This is a genomic window from Ancylobacter radicis (genome assembly GCF_018449475.1).
Taxonomy (GTDB): Bacteria; Pseudomonadota; Alphaproteobacteria; order Rhizobiales; family Xanthobacteraceae; genus Ancylobacter; species Ancylobacter radicis.
In genome coordinates this window covers 509,326-531,191 of the sequence record NZ_JAHCQH010000015.1, presented here as the reverse complement: position 1 = coordinate 531,191, position 21,866 = coordinate 509,326, and the positions used below count along the sequence as shown (strand labels likewise).

At 68.8% G+C, this 21,866-nt stretch carries 14 protein-coding genes and 1 tRNA gene; 11 read left to right on the top strand and 4 right to left on the bottom strand.

The window, feature by feature from the left end:
* Window positions 1-45 precede the first annotated feature (45 nt).
* The 5 genes from KIP89_RS08450 (at window position 46) to KIP89_RS08430 (ending at window position 12,451) form a co-directional block, all read left to right on the top strand.
* The gene (locus KIP89_RS08450) at window positions 46-2,337 is read left to right on the top strand and encodes a DEAD/DEAH box helicase (RefSeq protein ID WP_369807084.1); all 2,292 of its coding nucleotides are present in this window, start codon (window positions 46-48) and stop codon (window positions 2,335-2,337) included.
* A gap of 355 nt (window positions 2,338-2,692) precedes the next feature.
* Window positions 2,693-2,905 carry a cold-shock protein gene (locus KIP89_RS08440; RefSeq protein ID WP_213754936.1) on the top strand — a complete coding sequence of 71 codons (213 nt, stop codon included), beginning with the start codon at window positions 2,693-2,695 and terminating at the stop codon, window positions 2,903-2,905.
* Between the two features lie 208 nt (window positions 2,906-3,113).
* Window positions 3,114-3,245: a hypothetical protein gene (locus KIP89_RS19970; protein ID WP_256441432.1), complete on the top strand. Its 132-nt coding sequence runs from the start codon at window positions 3,114-3,116 to the stop codon at window positions 3,243-3,245.
* Between the two features lie 9 nt (window positions 3,246-3,254).
* Complete coding sequence (locus KIP89_RS08435) at window positions 3,255-3,515, top strand: hypothetical protein (RefSeq protein WP_213754935.1); 261 nt, start codon at window positions 3,255-3,257, stop codon at window positions 3,513-3,515.
* 374 nt (window positions 3,516-3,889) lie between these two features.
* Entirely contained in the window at window positions 3,890-12,451 is an 8,562-nt protein-coding gene (locus tag KIP89_RS08430; RefSeq protein WP_213754934.1) for a glycoside hydrolase family 94 protein, read from the top strand.
* 53 nt (window positions 12,452-12,504) lie between these two features.
* Here KIP89_RS08430 and KIP89_RS08425 read toward each other — a convergent pair whose 3' ends face one another.
* Both KIP89_RS08425 and KIP89_RS08420 read right to left on the bottom strand, forming a co-directional pair.
* Entirely contained in the window at window positions 12,505-12,882 is a 378-nt protein-coding gene (locus KIP89_RS08425) for a response regulator (protein WP_213754933.1), read from the bottom strand.
* A gap of 73 nt (window positions 12,883-12,955) precedes the next feature.
* The gene (locus KIP89_RS08420) at window positions 12,956-14,008 is read right to left on the bottom strand and encodes a sensor histidine kinase (RefSeq protein ID WP_213754932.1); all 1,053 of its coding nucleotides are present in this window, start codon (window positions 14,006-14,008) and stop codon (window positions 12,956-12,958) included.
* Window positions 14,009-14,286: 278 nt separating this feature from the next.
* On the opposite strand from KIP89_RS08420, the gene KIP89_RS08415 reads away from it, so the two are divergent.
* Window positions 14,287-16,785 carry a glucan 1,4-alpha-glucosidase gene (locus KIP89_RS08415; RefSeq protein WP_213754931.1) on the top strand — a complete coding sequence of 833 codons (2,499 nt, stop codon included), beginning with the start codon at window positions 14,287-14,289 and terminating at the stop codon, window positions 16,783-16,785.
* A gap of 14 nt (window positions 16,786-16,799) precedes the next feature.
* The gene (locus KIP89_RS08410; protein WP_213754930.1) at window positions 16,800-17,504 is read left to right on the top strand and encodes an ROK family protein; all 705 of its coding nucleotides are present in this window, start codon (window positions 16,800-16,802) and stop codon (window positions 17,502-17,504) included.
* 118 nt (window positions 17,505-17,622) lie between these two features.
* Here the strand turns inward: KIP89_RS08410 and KIP89_RS08405 are convergent.
* Window positions 17,623-17,707 (bottom strand) — tRNA-Leu (locus tag KIP89_RS08405).
* A 342-nt stretch (window positions 17,708-18,049) separates the two neighbouring features.
* On the opposite strand from KIP89_RS08405, the gene KIP89_RS08400 reads away from it, so the two are divergent.
* Complete coding sequence (locus KIP89_RS08400; RefSeq protein ID WP_250152360.1) at window positions 18,050-19,051, top strand: complex I NDUFA9 subunit family protein; 1,002 nt, start codon at window positions 18,050-18,052, stop codon at window positions 19,049-19,051.
* A gap of 76 nt (window positions 19,052-19,127) precedes the next feature.
* Here the strand turns inward: KIP89_RS08400 and KIP89_RS08395 are convergent, their stop codons facing one another.
* Complete coding sequence (locus tag KIP89_RS08395; RefSeq protein WP_213754929.1) at window positions 19,128-19,934, bottom strand: undecaprenyl-diphosphate phosphatase; 807 nt, start codon at window positions 19,932-19,934, stop codon at window positions 19,128-19,130.
* Window positions 19,935-20,197: 263 nt separating this feature from the next.
* Here KIP89_RS08395 and KIP89_RS08390 point away from each other — a divergent pair, with 263 nt between their 5' ends.
* The 3 genes from KIP89_RS08390 to rplT all read left to right on the top strand — a co-directional run bounded on the left by KIP89_RS08390 (window position 20,198) and on the right by rplT (window position 21,839).
* Complete coding sequence (locus KIP89_RS08390; protein WP_213754928.1) at window positions 20,198-21,025, top strand: SH3 domain-containing protein; 828 nt, start codon at window positions 20,198-20,200, stop codon at window positions 21,023-21,025.
* Window positions 21,026-21,236: 211 nt separating this feature from the next.
* Window positions 21,237-21,437: a 50S ribosomal protein L35 gene (gene rpmI / locus KIP89_RS08385; protein ID WP_213754927.1), complete on the top strand. Its 201-nt coding sequence runs from the start codon at window positions 21,237-21,239 to the stop codon at window positions 21,435-21,437.
* A 33-nt stretch (window positions 21,438-21,470) separates the two neighbouring features.
* Window positions 21,471-21,839: a 50S ribosomal protein L20 gene (gene rplT, locus KIP89_RS08380; protein ID WP_213754926.1), complete on the top strand. Its 369-nt coding sequence runs from the start codon at window positions 21,471-21,473 to the stop codon at window positions 21,837-21,839.
* Window positions 21,840-21,866 lie beyond the last annotated feature (27 nt).

Below are 21,866 nucleotides of genomic sequence, written 5' to 3'. Positions count from 1 at the left end.
CCTTCGACGCCTGACGATGTTTTTTGCGACAGAGGCGGACCCGACGTGACCTTCCTGACGACGAACCCGGCGCTTGCCCGCGCCTTGGCCGAGCGGGACTACAACAACCCGACGCCGGTGCAGACGGCGGTGCTGGCGCCCGAGGCTTCGAGCCGCGACCTGCTGGTCTCGGCGCAGACCGGCTCGGGCAAGACCGTCGCCTATGGCCTCGCCATGGCGCAGACGCTGCTCGGCACCGAGGAACATCTGCCCCATGCCAGCGTGCCGCTGGCGCTGGTGGTGGCGCCGACGCGCGAACTGGCGCTTCAGGTGCAGCGGGAATTCGCCTGGCTCTACGCCGCCACCGGCGCGCGCATCGTCTCCTGCGTCGGCGGCATGGACCCGCGCCAGGAGCAGCGCCTGCTCAACCAGGGCGCCCATATCGTGGTCGGCACGCCCGGCCGGCTGCGCGATCATCTGGAGCGCGGGCGCCTCGACATTTCCGCGCTGAAGGTGGCGGTGCTCGACGAGGCCGACGAGATGCTCGATCTCGGCTTCCGCGAGGATCTCGAATTCATCCTCGACGCCACCCCGCCGGAGCGGCGCAGCCTGCTGTTCTCGGCCACCATGCCGCGCGGCATCACCGCGCTGGCCAAACGCTACCAGCGCGACGCGCTGCGCATCGAGGTGGCCAGCCCCGAGGGCGGCCATGCCGATATCGAATACCGCACCATGCGGGTCGCGCCGACCGAGATCGAGCACGCCGTCGTCAATGTGCTGCGCTTCTACGACACGCCGAGCGCCATCGTGTTCTGCAACACCCGCGAGGCGGTGCGGCGCATTCACGCCATGCTTCAGGAGCGGCAGTTCTCGGCGGTGGCGCTGTCGGGCGAGCTGAGCCAGAACGAGCGCAACCACGCGCTTCAGGCGCTGCGCGACGGCCGGGCGCGGGTGTGTGTGGCCACCGATGTCGCCGCGCGCGGCATCGACCTGCCCAATCTCGGCCTCGTCATCCATGCCGACCTGCCGAACGATTCGGAAAGCCTGCAGCACCGCAGCGGCCGCACCGGGCGGGCCGGGCGCAAGGGCGTGAGCGTGCTGCTGGTGCCGCCGTTCCGCCGCCGCCGCACGGAAGAGTTGATGCGCGGGCTGGGCATCGCCCCGGCCTGGTCGGGGGCGCCGACCTCCGAGGAAATCCGCAAGCTCGACCATGAGCGCATGCTGAGCGACGCGGTGGTCACCGAGCCGCCGAACGAGGAGGACGCGGCCGCCGCCCAGACCCTGCTCGCCGCCCATTCGGCCGAGCATCTGGCCGCCGCGCTGGTGCGCCTCTACCGCGCCGGCCTGCCGGCCCCGGAAGAGGTGGCCGATCCCGGCGAGCCGCGCGCCGGGCGCGAGCGCCAGGGCACCTTGGACCGCGCCTCCGAGCGCGATTTCGGCCGCGGGTCGGAGGGCGGCAGTGCCTGGTTCCGGCTCAATATCGGCCGGCGCAACAATGCCGATCCGAAATGGCTGCTGCCGCTGATCTGCCGGCGCGGCGGGGTGACGCGCAAGGATATCGGCGCCATCCGCATCTTCGACGAGGAAACCGCCTTCGAGGTCGGTCTCGGCGCCGCCGAACGGTTCGGCAAGGCGGTGCGCAAGGCCGAAGGCATGGATGTGGTGATCGAGCCGATGCCCGGCGGCCCCTCCGCCACCGCGCCACGCGCGCCGCGCCCGGCCGCTTCCGGCCCGTCCGCCAGCGGCCCGCGTCGCCGGGGCGGGTTTGATGACGCTCCGGCCGAGGGTGGGGCCGCGCCCGCGCGCCCGTTCAGCGAGCGGCCGCCGCGTGAGAAGCGGGCCTATGAGCGGCCCGCGCCTGAGCGGCCCGCTACCGACAGGCCTTTCGCCGACAAGCCGCATTCAGACAAGCCGTTTTCCGACAAGCCCTTCTCGGACAAGCCGCCCCGCCCGGAAAAGCGCCCCCGCGCGGCCTCGTCCTGGAGCCCGCTGGACGGCGGCCCGCCGGCCGATGGCGCGGGCGAAGCCTATCAAAAGCGGCCGAAGGCCGGAGCCGAGGGCAAGCCTGCCGGCAAGGCCTATGGCGACAAGCCCTATGCCGATAAGGCCCCGCGCAAGCCGTATGGCGACAAGCCCGCAGGCAAATCGTTTGAAGGCAAATCGTTCGAGGGCAAATCGTTCGCCGGGAAACCCGCAGGCAAAACCGCTGGCACGCCTGCCGGCAAACCCTTCGCGGGCAAGCGGGCCGACAAGCCGGGCTTCGACAAGCCGGGCTTCGACAAGTCGGGTTTCGATAAGCCGGCCTCCGGCAAACCGTTTGGCGGCCCGTCAAAGGGCAAGCCGCCCCGCCGCCCCTGAGGCGGGGGACGGGGCGTGACCGACAGGCGCGCCCCCGAACGGGAACCGATAAAAGCCGCCGAGGCCGGATGGTTTCGGCGGCTTTTTCGTGCCCGCCGGGTCTCGGAATCACGGAATTCCAGCGCATCGGCCCGGCCGGCCGGATGAGAAAAGCGGCGCGGCAGTCAATTAAAAATCTGGCGTCCTTGTAATATTTCGTTCAGGGGTCCATATTGAGCATGTCGATAAACGGCAATGATGAACGGCGACGTCGCGAATTATTTCGCGTCATCATGTTCTCTTTTCCTGAAAATGCGATTTCGACGGCCCGCGTTCGCGCGGGAAAGCCAGATTTACAATTACGAAAGGGTTTCCCATGGCTACGGGAACCGTTAAATGGTTCAACGCCCAAAAGGGCTTTGGGTTTATCGCTCCGGATGACGGCGGCAGCGATGCATTCGTCCACATCAGTGCGGTCGAGCGTGCCGGTATGAGTGACCTGCGCGAAGGTCAGAAGGTGGGCTTCGAGCTCGTCACTGACCAGAGAAGCGGCAAGATGTCCGCCGACAAGCTCGAAGCACTGAGCTGATTGTCTGACATTGGCGGCCCCGGATTCCGGGGCTTGCCAAAGCGTATCGCCCGGCCGGTCGACCACGGATGTACTGGCGGCCTGGACAAGCGATACGACGCAATCTGGCGCTCGGCGCCCGAAAGCCCCGCGCCTCCCCGAGGTCGCGGGGCTTTTTGTTTTTCCGGCATCGGTCCATCCGACCGGTCAACCCGACATGGAGGTCATCATGGCCAAGGGCCAAGTCCGCAGCAATCGCGAAACCAAGAAACCGAAGAAGGTCAAGGAAGCCGCGCCCGCCGTTTCGACCCTGACCAAGGGCTCGACGGTCTCGATCGGGCTGCCGAAAAAGAAGGGGTAAGGCACCGCCATGAGCTTCCGGTCTCGGGAGACGACGGTCACCTTCAGATATCCGTTCACGCTGAGCGCGATCGATAGCCCGCAACCGGCGGGCACCTACAAGCTGGTGATCGACGAGGAAGAGATTCCCGACATCACCTTCCTCGCCTATCGGCGTTCGGCCACCCTGCTGCATACCCCCGCCATCGGCGCCGCCGGCGCCTCCGGGCAGGTCTTCAAGGTCAGTTCCGAGGAACTGGACAAGGCGCTGGAAGCCGATTTGCGCGCCTGATCCGTGGCGCGCTGCCCGGCCCTGCGTCGGGCGGCACCGCATCCGCCATAGCGGCGCGGTTTGATAGGACGGCCCTTGCGCGCCGTCGCGGGACGATTGGCGCCGCCCAGGGGCGCCCGATGCGCCCGATGGCGCTGGCCATCCTGCGCGCGCGCCCCAGATAGTGCTCAACCCTGCCTCCGGGCGCGGTCCTCTGCGCGTTCATCCCCTGATCCGTGCGCCGCACGGCGAAAACCGTCGCGCCGCCGGCCCGGGCGCCGGCCCGATCGCTTCCCGCGCAAACCTTTCCCGCGGTTGCCTTTCCCGCGCGAGCCTTCCGCACGTTTGCCTTGCGCGCCTTTGCCTTCCACGCCATTTCGGACAGGACGGCCTTGATGACTCCGATTGCTGATCTTCGCCATCACTATGGATCGCGGCTCTCATCCTGGAGGGGCCGCGCGTGGCGGGGATCGGTCTGGGACGATGCCGTGCCGATCCGCGAGGAACTGTTCGGGGCCGAGCGGCTGGAACAGCATGCGCGCAGCCTTGCCGGGGCGCAGGCGATCACCGCCCGGCCCCCCGCCGTGCCCTCCCTGCATGCCCGCCTGCAAAGCAATGCCGGCGTGCTGCTGGCGGCCTATCGGGCGACCGCCGCCGACGCCGAGGCCGGGCGCGCGGTGGTGCCTGCCGCCGAATGGCTGCTCGACAATTATCATCTCATCGAGGAGCAGATCCGCGAGATCCGCGACGACCTGCCGCCCGGCTATTACCGGCAATTGCCCAAGCTCGCCGAAGGTCCGTTCGCCGGCTATCCGCGGGTGCTGGGCCTTGCCTGGGCCTATGCCGCCCACACCGACAGCCATTTCGACCCGGACATGCTGCGCCGCTTCATCGCCGCGTATCAGCAGGTCGAGCCGCTGACGATCGGCGAATTATGGGCCGTCGCCATCACGCTGCGCATCGTGCTGATCGAGAATCTGCGCCGGCTGGCCGACCAGATCACGATGGGTCGTCAGTCGCGCCGCGAGGCCGACCTGCTGGCCGACCGGCTGCTGGCCTCCGGCGAGGCCCGCGCCGCGCTCGACGCCGATATTCTGATCCGCTCGCCGGACGCGCTGGACGAGGTGTTCGCCGCGCAACTGGTCAAGCGGCTGAGGGATCAGGACCCGCGCATCATGCCGGCGCTGGGCTGGCTGGAAACCCGGCTGGCCGCCCAGGGCGCCTCCGTCGACGGCGTGGTGCAGCACGCCCAGCAGCGCCTCGGCGCGTCCAATGTCAGCGTGCGCAACGTCATCACCAGCATGCGGCTGATTTCCGATATCGACTGGGCCGACCTGTTCGAGAGCGTCAGCCTGGTCGATGAGCGGCTGCGGGCCGGCAGTGCCTTCGCCGCCATGGATTTCACCACCCGCAACCTCTACCGCAGCGCGCTGGAACAGCTCTCGCGCGGTTCCCCGCTGTCCGAGATCGACATTGCCGGGCTGGCGATGCAGGCGGCGGCGACGGCCTCGGCCGCCGCGCCCGACGGGCGGCCGCAGCCGGAGGGCGATCCCGGCTACTATCTGATCGGCGAGGGACGCCGCGCCTTCGAGCGGACGATCGGCTTTCGCGCCCCGGCGCGGCTGCGCCTCGGCCGCCTGAGCATCCGGCTCGGCATTGGCGGCTATGTCGGCGCCATCCTCGCCGTCACGCTCGGCCTGCTCGCGCTGGCGTTCTGGGCGCTGTCGGCGGCGGGCCTGTCCGCCGGCTGGTTCGTCCTGCTGGCGCTTGTCGGCTTCCTCCCGGCCAGCGATGTGGCGACCGCGCTGGTGAACCGGGGCGTGGCGTGGATGTTCGGCGCCGCCAGCCTGCCCGGCCTTGAGCTGGCCGGCGGCATTCCGAGCGCGCTGCGCACCCTCGTCGCGGTGCCGACGCTGCTCACCGACGCGGAGGATCTTCAGGAGCAGATCGACCGGCTGGAGGTCCACTACCTGTCCGGCGCCGGCGGCGATCTCACCTTCGCCCTTCTGTCCGACGGCATCGACGCCGATCGCGAGGTCCTGCCGGGCGACGCCGCGCTGCTGGAGCGGGCGATGGACGGGATCGACGAACTGAACCGGCGCCATGGCCCCGGCCCGGCGGGCGCGCGTTTCCTGCTCCTGCACCGCCACCGCCGGTTCAATCCGGGCGAGGGCACCTGGATGGGATGGGAGCGCAAGCGCGGCAAGCTGCATGAGCTGAACCGGCTGCTGCGCGGGGCGCAGGACACCTCCTTCATGACGCTGGCCGGGCGCGCGCCGCAGATGGCGCCACAGGTGCCGGCGGATGTGCGCTACGTCATCACGCTCGACGCCGATACGCGCCTGCCGCGCGACGCCGCCCTGCGGCTGGTCGGCAAGATGGCGCATCCGCTGAACCGGCCGAAATTCGACGTCGCCGCGCAGCGCGTGGTCGGCGGCTACGGCATTCTCCAGCCGCGGGTCACGCCCTCGCTGCCGATCGGCCGGGAAGGCTCGTTCTACCAGCGGGTGATTTCCGGCGGCGGCGGCATGGACCCGTATGCGGCGGCGGTGTCCGACGTCTATCAGGACCTGTTCGGCGAGGGTTCCTATACCGGCAAGGGCGTCTATGACGTCGATGTCTTCGAGGCCTCGCTGGCCGGGCGGATTCCCGACAATGCGCTGCTCAGCCATGATCTGTTCGAGGGCGTGTTCGCCCGCGCCGGCCTCGCCTCCGATGTCGAGGTGGTGGAGGAATTCCCCGCCCGCTACGACGTGGTGGCGCGGCGCCAGCATCGCTGGATGCGCGGTGACTGGCAGTTGCTGCCGTGGATCTTCGGCGAGGGGGCGGGACGACGCGGCCTGACGCCGGTGGGGCGCGGCAAGATGCTCGACAATCTGCGGCGCGCCACGCTGGCCCCGCTCACCTTGATGGCACTGAGCCTGTGCTGGCTGTTTCCCCGGCCGGCGGCGCTGACCGGCACGCTGCTCGTTCTGGCGACGCTCGCGGTGCCGGCCTTCCTGCCGGTGCTGGTCGGCCTGCTGCCGCGCCGGCCCGATATCCGCCTGCGCAGCCATCTCGCCCGGCTGCTGGCCGATCTGCGCCTTGCCGGCGCCCAGACGGCGCTGTCGCTCACCTTCCTGCCGGATCAGGCCTGGCGCGCCGGCGACGCCGCCCTCCGCACGCTGGCGCGGCTGTTCCTGACCCATCACCATCTTCTGGAATGGACGACCTCGGCGAGTTCCTCGGCGCGCCCGCAGCTCGATGCCCTCGGCTTCTACCGGCAGATGGCGGGCAGCACCGCGCTCGCTCTGGCGGTGTCGGCGGGCGTGCTTCTGCTGGCGCCGGCATCCTGGCCGCTGGTCCTGCCCTTTGCCCTGCTCTGGCTCGGCGCGCCGCTGATCGCGCAATGGGTGAGCCGCTCGCCCAAAGTGCCGCAACGGCTGGCCATGCGCGACGCCGACGGGCGGGAATTGCGGCTGATCGGCCGGCGCACCTGGCGCTATTTCGAGACCTTCGTCACGCCCGACGCGAACATGCTGCCGCCGGACAATTTCCAGGAAGTGCCGAAGCCGGTGGTCGCCCACCGGACCTCGCCGACCAATATCGGCCTCTATCTGCTCTCCACCGTCGCCGCCCGCGATTTCGGCTGGGCCGGCACGGGCGAGACCATCGAGCGGCTGGAAGCCACCTTCGCCACGCTGGCGAAGCTGCCGCGCTTTCGCGGCCATTTCTTCAACTGGTACGGCACGCGCGATCTCGCGCCGCTGCCGCCCGATTATGTCTCGTCGGTGGATAGCGGCAATCTGGCCGGCCATCTGATCGCGCTGGCCAATGCCTGCGAGGAGTGGGTGCCGTCCCCGCTCGCGCCGAACGCGCTGGCCGGAATGGGCGATGCCCTCGCGCTGGCCAGGGAGGCGCTGGCCGCGCTGCCCGGCGCGGCCAGCCCGCAGGGGCAGGGCCTGACCGATGCGCTGGATGAGATCGAGGCCCAGCTCAACGGGGCGCAGGCGCTGGAGGTGATGACGCCGGTGCTGAAGCGGCTGGTCGACAAGGCGGCCCGGCTCGCCCGGGAGATGGCGCCGGCGACCGGCGACGACCCCTCGACCGACATCGCCTACTGGATCGAGGCGCTCGGCCGGACGGCGAGCGCCCATGAAAGCGACCGTCTGCGTCACGCGCAGGCCGATGACGACGATACCGCTGCGCGGCTGACGGCGCTGGCGGCTACGGCGCGCGCCATGGCGATGGGGATGGATTTCGCCTTCCTGCTCGATCCCGAGCGCAAGCTGCTCTCGATCGGCTATTCGCTGGCCGATAACGGCCTCGATCCGAGCTGCTACGACCTGCTGGCCTCCGAGGCGCGGCTCGCCAGCCTGTTCGCCATCGCCAAGGGCGATGCCCCGACGCGGCACTGGTTCCGGCTCGGGCGGCTCGCCACCCCGCTCGGCAGCGGCTCGGCGCTGATCTCCTGGTCGGGCTCAATGTTCGAATATCTCATGCCGTCGCTGGTGATGCGTGCCCCCGCCGGCAGCGTGCTCGAACAGACCAACCGGCTGGTGGTCGAGCGCCAGCAATCCTACGCCCGGTCGCTCGGCATTCCCTGGGGCATGTCGGAATCCGCCTATAACGCGCGCGACATCGAGTTCACCTATCAATACGCCAATTTCGGCGTGCCGGGGCTCGGCCTCAAGCGCGGCCTCTCGGAGAATGTGGTGGTGGCGCCCTATGCCACCGGTCTCGCCGCCATGGTCGATCCCGAAGCGGCGGTGCGGAACTATGCCCGCTTCACCGCGCTGGGCGCGCGGGGGCGCTACGGCTTCTACGAGGCGCTCGACTTCACGCGCACGCGGGTGCCGGAAGACGAGGACGTCGCCATCGTCCGCAACTTCATGGCCCATCATCAGGGCATGACCATCGTCGCCATCGCCAACACGCTGCGGGGCGGGCAGATGCGCGCGCGCTTCCATCGCGAGCCGATGATCCGGGCCAGCGAATTGCTGCTGCAGGAACGCACCCCGCGCGATGTGGTGGTCACCCGTCCGCGCGCCGAGGAAGTGCGCGCCGCCGCCATCGACGCGCGGGGCGACGCGGTGACGGTGCGCCGCCTCCTCGCGCCGGCCGCCGGGGCGCCGATCACGCATCTGCTCTCCAATGGCAGCTATGCCGTGATGATGACCGCCTCCGGCAGCGGCTACAGCCGCTGGCGCGACATCGCGGTCACGCGCTGGCGCGAGGATGCCACCCGCGACGACTGGGGCTCCTTCATCTTCCTGCGCGACCTGAGGAATGGCGCCGTCTGGTCGCCCACCACCCAGCCGATGGCGGCGGGGGCGGGCGACAGCGACGTCGTGTTCGGCGAGGATCATGCCGAGTTCATCCGTCGCGATGCCGGCCTGACGACGATGATGGATGTCATCGTCTCCGGCGAGCACAATGGCGAGGTGCGGCGGGTTTCCCTGACCAATAGCGGGCGGCGCACCCGCGAGATCGAGCTGACTTCCTATGCCGAGCTGGTGCTGACCACGACGGCCACCGACAATGCCCACCCGGCCTTCGCCAAGATGTTCGTGGAGACCGAGTATCTGCCGGAATTCGGGGCCCTCATCGCCACCCGGCGGCGGCGCGCGCCCGGCGAGCCGCAGATCTGGGCGGCGCATTTCGCGGTGGTGGAAGGCGAGCTCGCCGCCGATCCGCAATATGAGACGGCCCGCGCGCCGTTTCTCGGCCGGGGCCGCAGCATCGGCACCGCCGAGGTTCTGTCGGAGGGGCGGGCGCTGTCGAACAGCGTCGGCACGGTGCTCGACCCGATCTTCTCGCTGCGCCAGAGCGTGCGCATCGCGCCGGGCCGGATGGCGCGCGTCGCCTTCTGGACCGTGGTGGCCTCCTCGCGCGAGGAACTGCTCGACCTGATCGACACGCTGCACGACCGCAGCGCCTTCGACCGCGCCCGGACGCTGGCCTGGACGCAGGCGCAGGTCCAGCTCCGCCATCTCGACGTGGAGCTGGAGGAGGCCGCCGACTTCCAGCGGCTGGCCGCCCCGCTGCTCTATGCCGATCGCCGCTTCCGGCCGTCCTCCGACATCATCCTGCGCGGCGCCGGCCCGCAATCGGGCCTCTGGCAGCACGCCATCTCCGGCGACCTGCCGATCGTGCTGCTGCGCATCGACGATATCGAGGACATCGCCCAGGTCCGGCAATTGCTGCGCGCGCGCGAATATTGGCGGATGAAGCGTCTGGCGGTGGACCTCGTCATCATCAATGAGCGCGCCTCCTCCTATGTGCAGGATTTGCAGATCGCCATCGAGACGGCGGCGCGGATCAACGCGTCCCGCCCTCAGCTCGGCGACGAGCCGGCGATGGGGTCGGTCCATGTGCTGCGGGCCGATCTGATGAGCGTGGAATCGCGCGCCCGGCTGGAATCGGTCGCCCGCGTGGTCCTGCTGGCCCGGCGCGGCGCTCTGGCCGATCAGCTCGCCCATGTCGGACGGATCCCCGATCCGCCGGCCGCGCTCCGCCCGCCCCGCCCGCAGCCGGCGATGCAGACGCCCGCGCCGGCCCATGAGCCGCCGGCCCTCGAATTCTTCAACGGCCTCGGTGGCTTCGACAAGGACGGGCGCGAATATGTGACCATCCTCGCCAAGGGCCACACGACGCCCGCGCCCTGGATCAACGTGATCGCCAATGCCGGCTTCGGCTTCCAGGTCTCCGCCGAGGGCAGCGGCTATAGCTGGGCCGCCAACAGCCGCGAGAACCAGCTCACGCAATGGTCGAACGACGCGGTGGTCGATCCCGTGGGGGAGGCGATCTATGTCCGCGATCAGGTGACGGGCGAGGTCTGGAGCCCGACCGCGCAGCCCATCCGCGACGAGGGCGTCTATGTCGCCCGGCACGGCTTCGGCTACAGCCGGTTCGAGCATGAGGCCCACGGCATCGGCCTCGACCTGCTGCAATTCGTGCCGCTCGACGACCCGATCAAGATTTCCCGGCTGAGGCTCACCAACCTGTCGGGGCGCCCGCGCCGGCTCTCCGTTACCACCTATGCCGAATGGGTGCTCGGCACCGCGCGGGGCGCCTCGGCCCCGTTCATCACCACCGAGATGGACCTGCCGACCGGGGCGCTGCTGGCGCGCAACCGCTGGAGCGCCGCCTTCGGTTCGCGCGTCGCCTTCGCCGACCTTGCCGGCCGCCAGACCGCCTGGACGGCGGACCGCACCGAGTTTCTCGGCCGCAATGGCGGGCCCGCCGCGCCGCTCGCCCTCGCCGGCAAGATCCCGCTCTCCGGCCGCACCGGCGCCGGGCTCGACCCCTGCGCCGCCTTGCAGACGGGGATCGAACTCGGCATTGGCGAGAGCGTGGAGATCGTCGCCTTCCTCGGCCAGAGCGCCTCGGTGGAGGATGCGCGGGTGCTGATCGCGCGCTATCGCGCGGCCGATCTCGATGCCGTGCTCGGCGCGGTGGCGGCGCGCTGGCGGAGCGTGCTCGGTGCGGTCCAGGTGACGACGCCGGACCGGGCGATGGACATCATGCTGAATGGCTGGCTGCTGTACCAGACGCTGGCCTGCCGCATCACCGCCCGCTCGGCCTTCTATCAGGCGAGCGGCGCCTATGGCTTCCGCGACCAGTTGCAGGACGGCATGGCGCTGACCCTGGCGCTGCCGGCGGAAACGCGGGGCCACATATTGCGCGCCGCCGGCCGGCAGTTCGTCGAGGGCGACGTGCAGCATTGGTGGCTGCCGCAATCGGGACAGGGCGTGCGCACCCGCATTTCCGACGATACGGTGTGGCTGGCCTTCGCCGCCGCGACCTATATCGACAGCTTGGGCGACGCTGCCATCCTCGACGAGCGGGTGCCCTTTCTCGACGGGCCGGCGTTGCAGCCGGGGGAGCACGACCAGTTCTTCCAGCCGATGCCGGCGGACGCGGCCGGCTCGCTGTTCGAGCACTGCGCCCGCGGCCTCGATCACACGGTCGCGCTGACCGGCGAACTGGGCCTGCCCTTGATGGGCACCGGCGACTGGAATGACGGCATGAACCGGGTCGGCGAGGGCGGCAAGGGCGAGAGCGTCTGGCTCGGCTGGCTGCTGATCCGCACCATCGAGCTGTTCGCGCCCTTCGCCGACCAGCGCGATCCCGAGCGCGCCCGGCGTTGGCGGGCCCATGCCGCCTCGGTGCGGCGGGCCATTGAACGCTCGGCCTGGGATGGCCAATGGTATCGCCGCGCCACCTTCGACGACGGCACCTGGCTGGGCTCGACGGAGAGCTGGGAATGCCGCATCGATTCCATCGCCCAGTCCTGGGCGGTGCTGTCGGGGGCCGCCGACGCCCTGCGCGCCAGCACCGCCATGGCCTCGCTCGAACGCCATCTGGTCCGCCCGGATGACAAGCTCGTCCTGCTGTTCACCCCGCCCTTCGACAAGACGCCGCACGACCCCGGCTATATCAAGGGCTACCCGCCGGGGCTGCGCGAGAATGGCGGGCAATACAGCCACGCCGCCATGTGGGCGGTGCTGGCCTTCGCCAAGCTCGGCGCCGGGGACAAGGCGCACGCCCTGTTCACCCGCCTCAACCCGATCAACCATGCCCGCACGCCGGAGGATGCCGACCGCTACAAGGTCGAGCCCTATGTCGTCGCCGCCGACATCTATTCCGTCGCGCCGCATGTCGGACGCGGCGGCTGGACCTGGTACACGGGTTCGGCCGGCTGGATGCAGCGCGCCGGCGTCGAGGGCATTCTCGGCATCCGCCGGCAGGGGGACGTGCTCGTCGTCGAGCCCTGCATCCCCCCGTCATGGCCGGGCTTCGAGGCGAACGTCACGATCGGGCGGACGATCTGCGCGATCACGGTGCGCAGGCTGGCGGAGGGGGAGGCGGCCGAGCCCCATTGGGTGCTGGGCGAGGACGGCGCCGCATCACCCGGCGGCACGGCCCTCATTCCGCTCGACGGCGGCAGTCATGAGCTGACCATGTGGGTGTGACGCCGGTGAGCGCGGCGTCTGCGTGCGCTCACTGCGGCGTGACGGTCTCAGGGCTACGCCGTTCCGCTCGACAGCATGCGGCCGATCGCGTCGGCAATGGCATTGTCATTGTAGGGTTTCGCGAAAAACCGGCTTCCGTCCGGGAGATTGCTCTCCTCGATGATGGCCTCGCCCGAGGCCACGATCAGTTTCAGCGGCGGCCAACGCTTGCGGATGTAATGGCACAGTTTGATGCCATCCATCGTTCCCGGCATCTGCACATCGGTGAACACGAGGTCGATGTCGGTTCGCGACTCGAGAATCTGAATGGCGTCGTCGGCGCAGCCGGCTTCAAGCGCCAAATATCCTGCGGATTCGATCAGGTCGACGGCACTCAGGCGAATGATCGCGCTGTCGTCGACGACGAGGACGACTGCCTTGCCGTTAAACATAATTCACTCGGGTTGTCTCAACGTCAGAGCTGCGTCGGCCCCGAGGACATACGTTTCGCCGGGCAATAGGTTCCTACTCGGCCGCCGGGAGGGTCGCGTCAGCATCCGCCGCCGCCCGATGACGGATCGTCACGGTGGCGCCGGGGCCCGCGTCGCTCACCTCGATGGTGCCGCGCAGATTTCGGGCGAGCGCCTCGACAATGCCGGTGCCGAGGCCGGCCTTGGGGGCATCGCTTCCCGTGGGCAGGCCGATGCCGTTGTCGGACACCGATAGCGTCCAATCCCCGTCCGCCGAACGATAATCGATCTCGATCCGGCCCTTGGACTGGTCGGGAAAGGCATGTTTGAGGGCATTGATCACCAGTTCGGTGACGATGAGGCCGAGGCTGATCGAGACGTCCGGGTCGACCGCGCTGTCATCGACTGTCACCGCGATGGACAGCCGGTCGGCGTCGGCGATCATCGAGGCGCCGAGGCTTTCGCACAATTGCGTGAAATAGGTTCGAAGTTCGACCTTTCCAACCGTGGAGGTGGAGAGCTGCTTCTGCACGGCGGCGATCGACATGACCCGGTGATGGGCATTCTGGAGGTGCCCGCGCGCCTCCTCCGACTGCACCCGGCGGGCGCTCTGCATGAGCACGCTGGCGATGATCTGCAGGCTGTTGGCGACCCGGTGCTGGACCTCCTGCATGAGGATGGCCTTGTCCCGCACGAGATCGTCCTTCAGCCGCGCCTCGGCGCGCATGTCGGTGACGTCCGTGACGGCCAGCAGCAGCCGAACGCGCTCCTTGTCGCCGTCGTCGAGCGTGCGGGCATTGATGACCAGACGCCGTGCCGGCCGGTTCGGTCGCAGCAGGTCGATTTCATAGGCGTCGATCTGCGCCACGCCCGAGGCGGTGGCCTTCAGCAGCGAGGCGAGCGTGGGCATGGCCCATTCGCCGCCGCCCAGATCGCTGAGCCGCCGGCCGGGAATGGTCGCCGGATTGATCTCGAAAGCGCGGCAGAACGAGCTGCTGGCGGCGATCACCCGCTGGTCTTCGGACAGAAACAGCAGCGGCTCGTTTGATGAAACCACCACGGCAATCGTACTCGCCGCTTCGAAATGGATCGGTGGTTCTGTCGTCACGACAATGGCCCTCAAGGGCCGAAAACTCGCGGAGCGAGCCATCACTCGGCTGGCATTGGGACACAGCCTACCATGCGGGCACCATTGAGCCCCCACATTAAGTGGCGCAGGGGCATGCGCAGTTCCGCGGACCTTCTCAGCCCGACGGTAACCCTCCTCACAGGAATAAAGCCACCGGGTAACTGCCCGGCGGGGCTTGGCAGCCGGCCCGGCAGGTTACACCTTAGCCGCCGGCCGCGACCCGGATCGGCGGTCCAATGAAATGGAGGAAACCATCCATGACCGAGGACAACGCCATCACCCCGCCGGGCGGGCCCGGTGGCCCGGCGCGCTGGACATCGAGCGCCAAGACCGGCGTCGGCACCGCCCTCACGGCGGCGAGCCGGCTCTGGTTCACGCTGAGCCACGGCATCCTCAACGAGATCTATTATCCCCGCGTCGACACCGCCTGTACCCGCGATTTCGGTTTTCTGGTCACCGGGCCGGACGGCTATTTCGCCGAGGAGAAGCGCGATGCCGACCATGAGCTGGGCGTGCTCGAACATGGCGTGCCGGCCTATCACCTGCTCAACACCGCGCGGGACGGGCGCTGGCGCATCCAGAAGCAGATCCTCACCGATCCGCGCCGCGACGTGCTGATCCAGAAGGTCACCTTCGAGGCGCTGATCGGCGATATCTCGGATTACCGCCTGTTCGTCCTGCTGGCGCCGCATCTGATCAATGCGGGCGCCGACAACACCGGCTGGGTCGGCGACTACAAGAGCACGCCGATGCTGTTCGCCTCCGGCCGGCCGGGCATCTCGCTGGCGCTGGCCTGCTCGGTGCCGTGGAAGGCGCGCTCGGTCGGCTATGTCGGCACCTCCGACGGCTGGCAGCAGCTCAGCCGCTGCGGCACGCTGGAGGAACGCTACCAGCGCGCCGAATGCGGCAATATCGCCCTCAGCGCCGAGATCGACCTGGCCGCCAGCGAGGGCGAGATGCTGGTTGCGCTCGGCTTCGGCGCCCGGCCGGAGGAGGCCGGGTTCCGCACCGTCTCCAGCCTTCAGGAAGGCTTCGAGGAACTGCGCCGGACCTATGTGCAGGGCTGGCGCGCCTGGCAGGGCTCGCTGCTGCCGCTCGACCACCCGCAGAACCGCTCCAACATCAACACCTACCGCGCCAGCACCATCGTGCTCGCCACCCACCAGCCCAATTCCGTGCCCGGCGCCATCATCGCCAGCCTCTCCATTCCCTGGGGCTTCAACAAGGGCGACGAGGACCTCGGCGGCTATCATCTGGTGTGGCCGCGCGACCTCGTGGAAAACGCCGGCGGCCTGCTGGCGGCCGGCGCGGTCGAGGAGGCGAAGTCGGTGCTGGCCTATCTGCGCGCCATTCAGGAGCCTGACGGCCACTGGTCGCAGAATGTCTGGCTCGACGGCGTGCCCTATTGGGGCGGCGTGCAGATGGACGAATGCGCCTTCCCGATCCTGCTCACCGACATGATCCATCGCGGCGGCCATTTCGGCCATGGCGAACTCGCCGGCTACATGGACATGGTCGCGCGCGCCGCCGGCTTCATCGTGCTCAACGGCCCGGTCACCGGGCAGGACCGCTGGGAGGAGGATGCCGGCTATTCGCCCTTCACCCTGGCGGCGGAAATCTCCGCTTTGCTGGCCGCCGCCGACCTGATGGAGCTCGCCGGCCGGCGCGACGAGGCGCAGTATCTGCGCGAGAAGGCCGATGCCTGGAACGACTCGATCGAGCACTGGACCTTCGCCACCGGCACGGAGCTGGCGGATCGTCTCGGCATTGACGGCTATTATGTGCGCGTCGCCCCGCCCGAGACGGCGGACGCCGCCTCGCCGCTCGACGGCTTCGTGCCGGTGAAGAACCGCCCGCCGGCCGACACCAACCAGCCGGCCGCCCAGCTCATCAGCCCGGACGCGCTGGCGCTGGTGCGCTTCGGCCTGCGCGCGCCGGACGATCCGCGCATCCTCGCCACCATCAAGGCGATCGACGCGATCCTCAAGGTCGAGCTGCCGCAGGGCCCGGTCTGGTACCGCTACAATGGCGACGGCTATGGCGAGCATGAGGACGGCGCGCCCTTCGACGGCACCGGAATCGGCCGGGCCTGGCCGCTGCTCACCGGCGAGCGCGCCCATTACGAGATCGCCGCCGGCAATCTGGTGCGCGCCGGGCAGTTGCTGGTCACGCTGGAGGATTGCGCCGGGCCGGGCGGGCTGCTGCCGGAGCAGGTGTGGGACCAGGACGACATTCCCAAGCGGGAGCTGTTCAAGGGGCGCCCCTCGGGCAGCGCGATGCCGCTGGTCTGGGCCCATTCCGAGCACATCAAGCTGCTGCGCTCGCTGCATGACGGCAAGGTGTTCGACACCCCGCCGCAGACCGTGCAGCGTTATCTGGTCGACAAGGTGACCTCGCCGCGCCGGCTCTGGCACTTCAACCAGAAGCTCCGCTCGCTTCCCGCCGGGCTCGCTTTGCGGGTCGAGCTGGCGGCGCCGGCCATCATCCACTGGTCGCTCGACGGCTGGACCACGACGCAGGACACCCCGACCCGCCCCAGCGGCTTCGGCCTGCACATCGCCGACCTGCCGACCACCGCCCGGCATCACGGCCATCATCTGCGGTTCACGCTCCACTGGACCGAGTCCGGCACCTGGGAGGGCGAGGACTTCACCGTCATGATCGACGGCGACGGCTCGCTGTTCCATGCCAGCGCGGACGAAACCGAGCATGCGGTGACCCGCCGGGTCGCCGAGCCGGCCCAGCCGTCAACGTGAAGGGAACGAATCAGATGACCAGCAAGGCGGGCATTCTCGCGGTCGATGTCGGCGGCACCGGGCTGAAATGCGCGGTGATCGACGATCACGGCACCATGATCTCCGAGCGCGAACGGGTCGACACGCCCCATCCCTGCCCGCCACAGGCGCTGCTCGACGCCTATGCCGGCCTGGCCGCCAAGCATCCGGCCTTCGACCGCATCTCGATCGGTTTCCCCGGCGTGGTGCGCAACGGAAAGGTGCTGACCGCGCCCAATCTCGGCACCGAGCTTTGGGAGGGCTTCGCGCTGGCCGACGCCATGGCGGCGCGTCTTGGCGCCCCGGCGCGGCTGATCAACGATGCGGAGATGCAGGGCTATGGCATCATCTCCGGCACCGGGCTGGAAATGGTGCTGACGCTGGGCACCGGCGCCGGCACGGCCCTGTTCCGCGACGGCGAGCTGATGCCGCATATGGAACTGGCGCACCACCCGGTGCACGACAACCTGACCTATGACGAATATCTCGGCGTCGCCGCCTATGAGAAGCATGGCAAGCAGCACTGGAACCACCATGTCCAGCGGGTGATCGAGCTGCTCTATGTGCTGCTGCATTACGACCACCTCTATCTCGGCGGCGGCAATGCCAAGCATGTCGAAATCGATCTGCCGGCCAATGTCAGCCTCGCCGACAATGATGCCGGCCTCACCGGCGGCGCCGCCCTCTGGCGCCAACGCTGATCATTTAGGGATCGCCGGGTGCCGGACGAGGTCCGGCGGCCGGCCAATACAAGGGCGCCGGCCAGAAACGAAAAAGCCGCCGAAACCTGAAGGTTTCAGCGGCTTTTCGGTCGTAAAGTGGTGCCCAGGAGAGGACTCGAACCTCCACGGTGTTACCCACTGGTACCTGAAACCAGCGCGTCTACCAATTCCGCCACCTGGGCTTATGCCTTGCGGCACGGCGGCGAGACATAGTCGGGTGGCATCCGTCTTGTCAACGTGGCTTTCGCGATGTCCCCCGCCCTGTGACAGTTTTCTTTGGACGCGGTCACGCGCCCCGATCCGTGCCCCACTGCGGCGGGCGGCTGCCGGGGCCTCTCCCGAAGCACCTTCCGGGGTCTCTTGCGGCCGCGCCATTCCCTGCGCCGTGACGCCGGGCCGCGTGTATTTGGTCGACCGCCCGCGCGTGGCCGCTGGACGCTCGCGCGGCGGCGCGCTAATCGTCGCTCATCCCTTTTGCCGGGCCGGGAGCACGCATGATGGTCGACGCCGCCAAAGCCAATGAAATGCCGCTGGAGAGCGAGGCCGAGCTGGTCAAGCGCGCCGCGCCGATGGAGCGGCTGGTCACCATCTATGGCGGCTCCGGCTTTGTCGGCCGCCATGTGGTGCGCGCGCTGGCGCGGCAGGGCTGGCGCATCCGCGTCGCCGTGCGCCGGCCCGATCTTGCCGGCCATCTGCAACCGCTCGGCGCGGTCGGCCAGATCATGCCGGTGCAGGCCAATCTGCGCTACCCGGCCTCGGTGCTGCGCGCCGCCGAAGGCTCGGAAGTGGTGATCAACCTCGTCGGCATCCTGCATGAGAGCGGGCGCCAGAGCTTCGAGGCGGTGCAGGGCTTCGGCGCCAGGCAGGTGGCGCTGGCGGCGCGGGAAGTTGGCGCCCGGCTGATCCACGGCTCGGCGATCGGCGCGGATGCGGCTTCCGAATCGCTCTATGCCCGCTCCAAGGCGGCGGGCGAGGCGGCGGCCTTCGAGGCGCTGCCGGAGGCGGTGGTGATGCGCCCCTCCATCGTGTTCGGGCCGGAGGACAATTTCTTCAACCGTTTCGCCGCGCTCTCCCGCCTCGCCCCGGTGCTGCCGCTGATCGATGGCGGCCACACCAAGTTCCAGCCGGTCTTCGTCGGCGATGTCGCGAGCGCCATCGCCAAGGCGGTGGACGGCAAGGCGCGCCCCGGCACGGTGTATGAGCTGGGCGGGCCGGAAGTGCTGACCTTCAAGCAGTTGCTGGAGATCATGCTCAAGGAGATCGACCGCAAGCGCCTGCTGCTGCCGCTGCCCTCGGCGCTGGCCAGCTTCCAGGCGCGGTTCCTCGAATTGCTGCCGAACCCGCTGCTGACCCGCGACCAGGTGAAGCTGCTCGGGGTCGACAATGTCGTCTCCGAGGCGGCCAAGGCCGAGGGGCGCACGCTGGAAGGGCTGGGCATCGCCCCGACCGCGCTCGGCGCCGTGCTGCCCGGCTATCTCTGGCGCTTCCGCAAGGCCGGCCAGTTCTCGCGCCCCGAAGCCGCCTGAGCGTCTTCGCAGGCCTGAATATGAAAAGCCGCCGGGAGGATGCTCCCGGCGGCTTTTTCGTGGGGCCTGCCGGTCTTCAGCCGACCAGGGCGAGCGCCACCAGCCCGATGCCGCCCACCGCGATGCGCCACCAGCCGAACGGCGTGTAGCCGTGCTTGGAGACGAAGGCGAGCAGGCCGCGCACCACGATGACCGCCGAGATGAAGGCGGCCATGAAGCCGACGCCGATGAGCAGCGCGTCGTCCGCGTTCAGCAGGTTGCGGTTCTTGTAGAGGTCATAGGCGAAGGCGCCGGCCATGGTCGGCAGGGCGAGGAAGAAGGAGAATTCCGCCGCCGCCGGCTTGCTCACCCCGAGCAGCAGCCCGCCGACAATGGTCGAGCCCGAGCGCGACGTGCCCGGAATCATCGCGAGGCACTGGATGAAGCCGATCTTCAGCGCCAGCAGCGGGGGCAGGGCCATGGCGTCGGTATAGACCGGCTTGATCTTCAGCGTGTCGACCCAGAGCAGCACGATGCCGCCGAGGATGAGCGTGACGCAGATCAGCGCCGGCGACTCGAACAGAACTTCCTTGATGAAGCCGTGCAGCAGGACGCCGATCACCGCCGCCGGCAGGAAGGCGATGAGGATGCCGAGCACGAAATTGCGCGAGCGCGGGCTGGAGGGCAGCGTCACCAGCACCTGAAGGAATCGCTGGAAATAGACGGTGATGATGGCGAGCACCGCGCCGAGCTGGATCACCACCTCGAACACCTTGCCCTGGCTCTCGAAGCCGAGGAAATGCCCGGCGAGCAGGATATGCCCGGTCGAGGACACCGGAAGGAACTCGGTGAAGCCTTCCAGAAGGCCGAGCAGAAAGGCTTCGAACAGCGTGCCGAACGACATGGAGACAGGTTTCCGGGAAAAGGGCGGGGAGACGCGCGGGTGGGGGCGGTAATGGATGGCGCGCATCCTGTCCGCTTCGCCGGTCACACGCAACGTGCCGCAGAGGGAGCGGGGGCGGCTTTCCCCTTTCGCCCGGCATTGCGCCGGAAATATTCGCGCCATCGCAGGCGCCTGCCCCTGCGTGACACGATTCCGCCCCAGAGCGGGGCTCCTTTAGCCCCCGGTCGGCGTTGTATGTCAGGCAACGTTGGGAGATTTTTTTGATGAAGAGAATTTTGGCGGGCGCGGCCTTCATGCTGCTGGCGCTCGGCGGGTCGGCCTTTGCCCAGCAGCGGGGCTTCGTGACGACGGATGTCAATCTGCGCGCGGGGCCCAGCACCTCCTATCCGGTGGTGGTCGTATTGGAAGGGGGCACGCCGCTCGGCATTTTCGGCTGCCTCGACGATTATAGCTGGTGCGATGTCGACTGGCGCGGGGCCCGCGGCTGGGTCGCGGCGCGCTATCTGGAATATGATTATCGCGGCCGCCGCGTCGAGTTCGAGGAATACGCGCCGACCATCGGCGTGCCGATCGTCGCCTTCAGCTTCGGCGATTATTGGGGCCGCTATTATCGCGGCCGGTCCTGGTATTCGAACAATGACCGCTGGGGTCCCCCGCCGCCGCGCCGTTATGGCCCGCCGCCGGGTTCCGGCTATCGTCCGCCGCCGCCGGGTGGTCCGGGCTATGGCGGGCCGGGTTATGGCGGTCCCGGCTATGGCGGCCCGGGTGGCCCAGGTTACGGTGGTCCCGGTTATGGTGGGCCGGGTGGTCCCGGCTATCGCCCGCCGCAGCAGGGCAACTGGAACGGGCGTCCGCCGCAGGGTGGTCCGCCGCCGCAGAACCGTCCTCCGCAGGGTCAGCCCCCGCAGCAGCGTCCTCCCCAGGGCCAGCCGCCGCAGAACCGGCCCCCGCAGGGCCAGCCGCCCCAGCAGCGTCCGCCGCAGGGTCAGCCGCCGCAGCAGCGCCCCCCGCAGGGGCAGTACCAGCCGCCGCAGAAGCAGCCGGGCATGGATCTGTGCGCCCGCAACCGCAACCTGCCGGGCTGCGAATGACCGAAACAATAGGCGGCCCGGCGCGTCCGGGCCGCCTATCGCTCCCGCCCCGCGCTGTCGTGCACTTGAAATAATCGGTGCGCTCCTGTACAGGGTGCGGCCTTCAAGAACCGCCCGGCCACTAGGGCTGCCGTGGCGGTTCGAATGCTCACACTAGCTTGAGCCGGATCCTCCCTCGCGGGAGCGTTGCCGGCCGTGGAGATCGAGCCAAATGCCCAAGATGAAGACCAAGTCCGGAGCGAAGAAGCGCTTCAAGCTCTCCGGGACCGGCAAGGTGATCATGGCCCAGGCAGGCAAGCGCCATGGCATGATCAAGCGCACCAACAAGCAGATCCGCGATCAGCGCGGCACCACGGTCATGTCCGAGCGTGATGCCTTCAACGTTCGCAAGTTCTTTCTGCCCAACGGCTGACGCCAGCCTTAGCCAGTACCAGGAGAAAATCCCATGGCACGTGTCAAGCGCGGCGTAACTTCACACGCCAAGCACAAGAAAGTGCTCAAGGCGGCGAAGGGCTATTTTGGCCGCCGCAAGAATACTATCCGCATCGCGAAGCAGGCCGTCGAGAAGGCGCAGCAATACGCCTATCGCGACCGCAAGGTGAAGAAGCGCAATTTCCGCGCGCTCTGGATCCAGCGCATCAACGCGGCCACCCGCGAACTCGGCTTCACCTATGGCCGCTTTATCGACGGTCTCAGCAAGGCCGGGATCGAAGTCGACCGCAAGGTGCTCTCGGATATCGCCATCCGTGAGCCGGAGGCCTTCAAGGCCCTCGTCGAGCAGGCCAAGGCCGCGCTGGAAAAGCAGGCCGCCTGATCTCCCGTCATTGCCGGGACCGAAACT

Bases quoted from the DNA above. Each gene is read 5' to 3' on its own strand.
- KIP89_RS08435 (WP_213754935.1), top strand. From the start codon at position 3,255: ATGAGCTTCCGGTCTCGGGAGACGACGGTCACCTTCAGATATCCGTTC.
- KIP89_RS19970 (WP_256441432.1), top strand. From the start codon at position 3,114: ATGGCCAAGGGCCAAGTCCGCAGCAATCGCGAAACCAAGAAACCGAAG.
- KIP89_RS08430 (WP_213754934.1), top strand. From the start codon at position 3,890: ATGACTCCGATTGCTGATCTTCGCCATCACTATGGATCGCGGCTCTCA.
- KIP89_RS08425 (WP_213754933.1), bottom strand. From the start codon at position 12,882: ATGTTTAACGGCAAGGCAGTCGTCCTCGTCGTCGACGACAGCGCGATC.
- KIP89_RS08390 (WP_213754928.1), top strand. From the start codon at position 20,198: ATGAAGAGAATTTTGGCGGGCGCGGCCTTCATGCTGCTGGCGCTCGGC.
- rplT (WP_213754926.1), top strand. From the start codon at position 21,471: ATGGCACGTGTCAAGCGCGGCGTAACTTCACACGCCAAGCACAAGAAA.
- rpmI (WP_213754927.1), top strand. From the start codon at position 21,237: ATGCCCAAGATGAAGACCAAGTCCGGAGCGAAGAAGCGCTTCAAGCTC.
- KIP89_RS08400 (WP_250152360.1), top strand. From the start codon at position 18,050: ATGCCGCTGGAGAGCGAGGCCGAGCTGGTCAAGCGCGCCGCGCCGATG.
- KIP89_RS08410 (WP_213754930.1), top strand. From the start codon at position 16,800: ATGACCAGCAAGGCGGGCATTCTCGCGGTCGATGTCGGCGGCACCGGG.
- KIP89_RS08440 (WP_213754936.1), top strand. From the start codon at position 2,693: ATGGCTACGGGAACCGTTAAATGGTTCAACGCCCAAAAGGGCTTTGGG.
- KIP89_RS08395 (WP_213754929.1), bottom strand. From the start codon at position 19,934: ATGTCGTTCGGCACGCTGTTCGAAGCCTTTCTGCTCGGCCTTCTGGAA.
- KIP89_RS08415 (WP_213754931.1), top strand. From the start codon at position 14,287: ATGACCGAGGACAACGCCATCACCCCGCCGGGCGGGCCCGGTGGCCCG.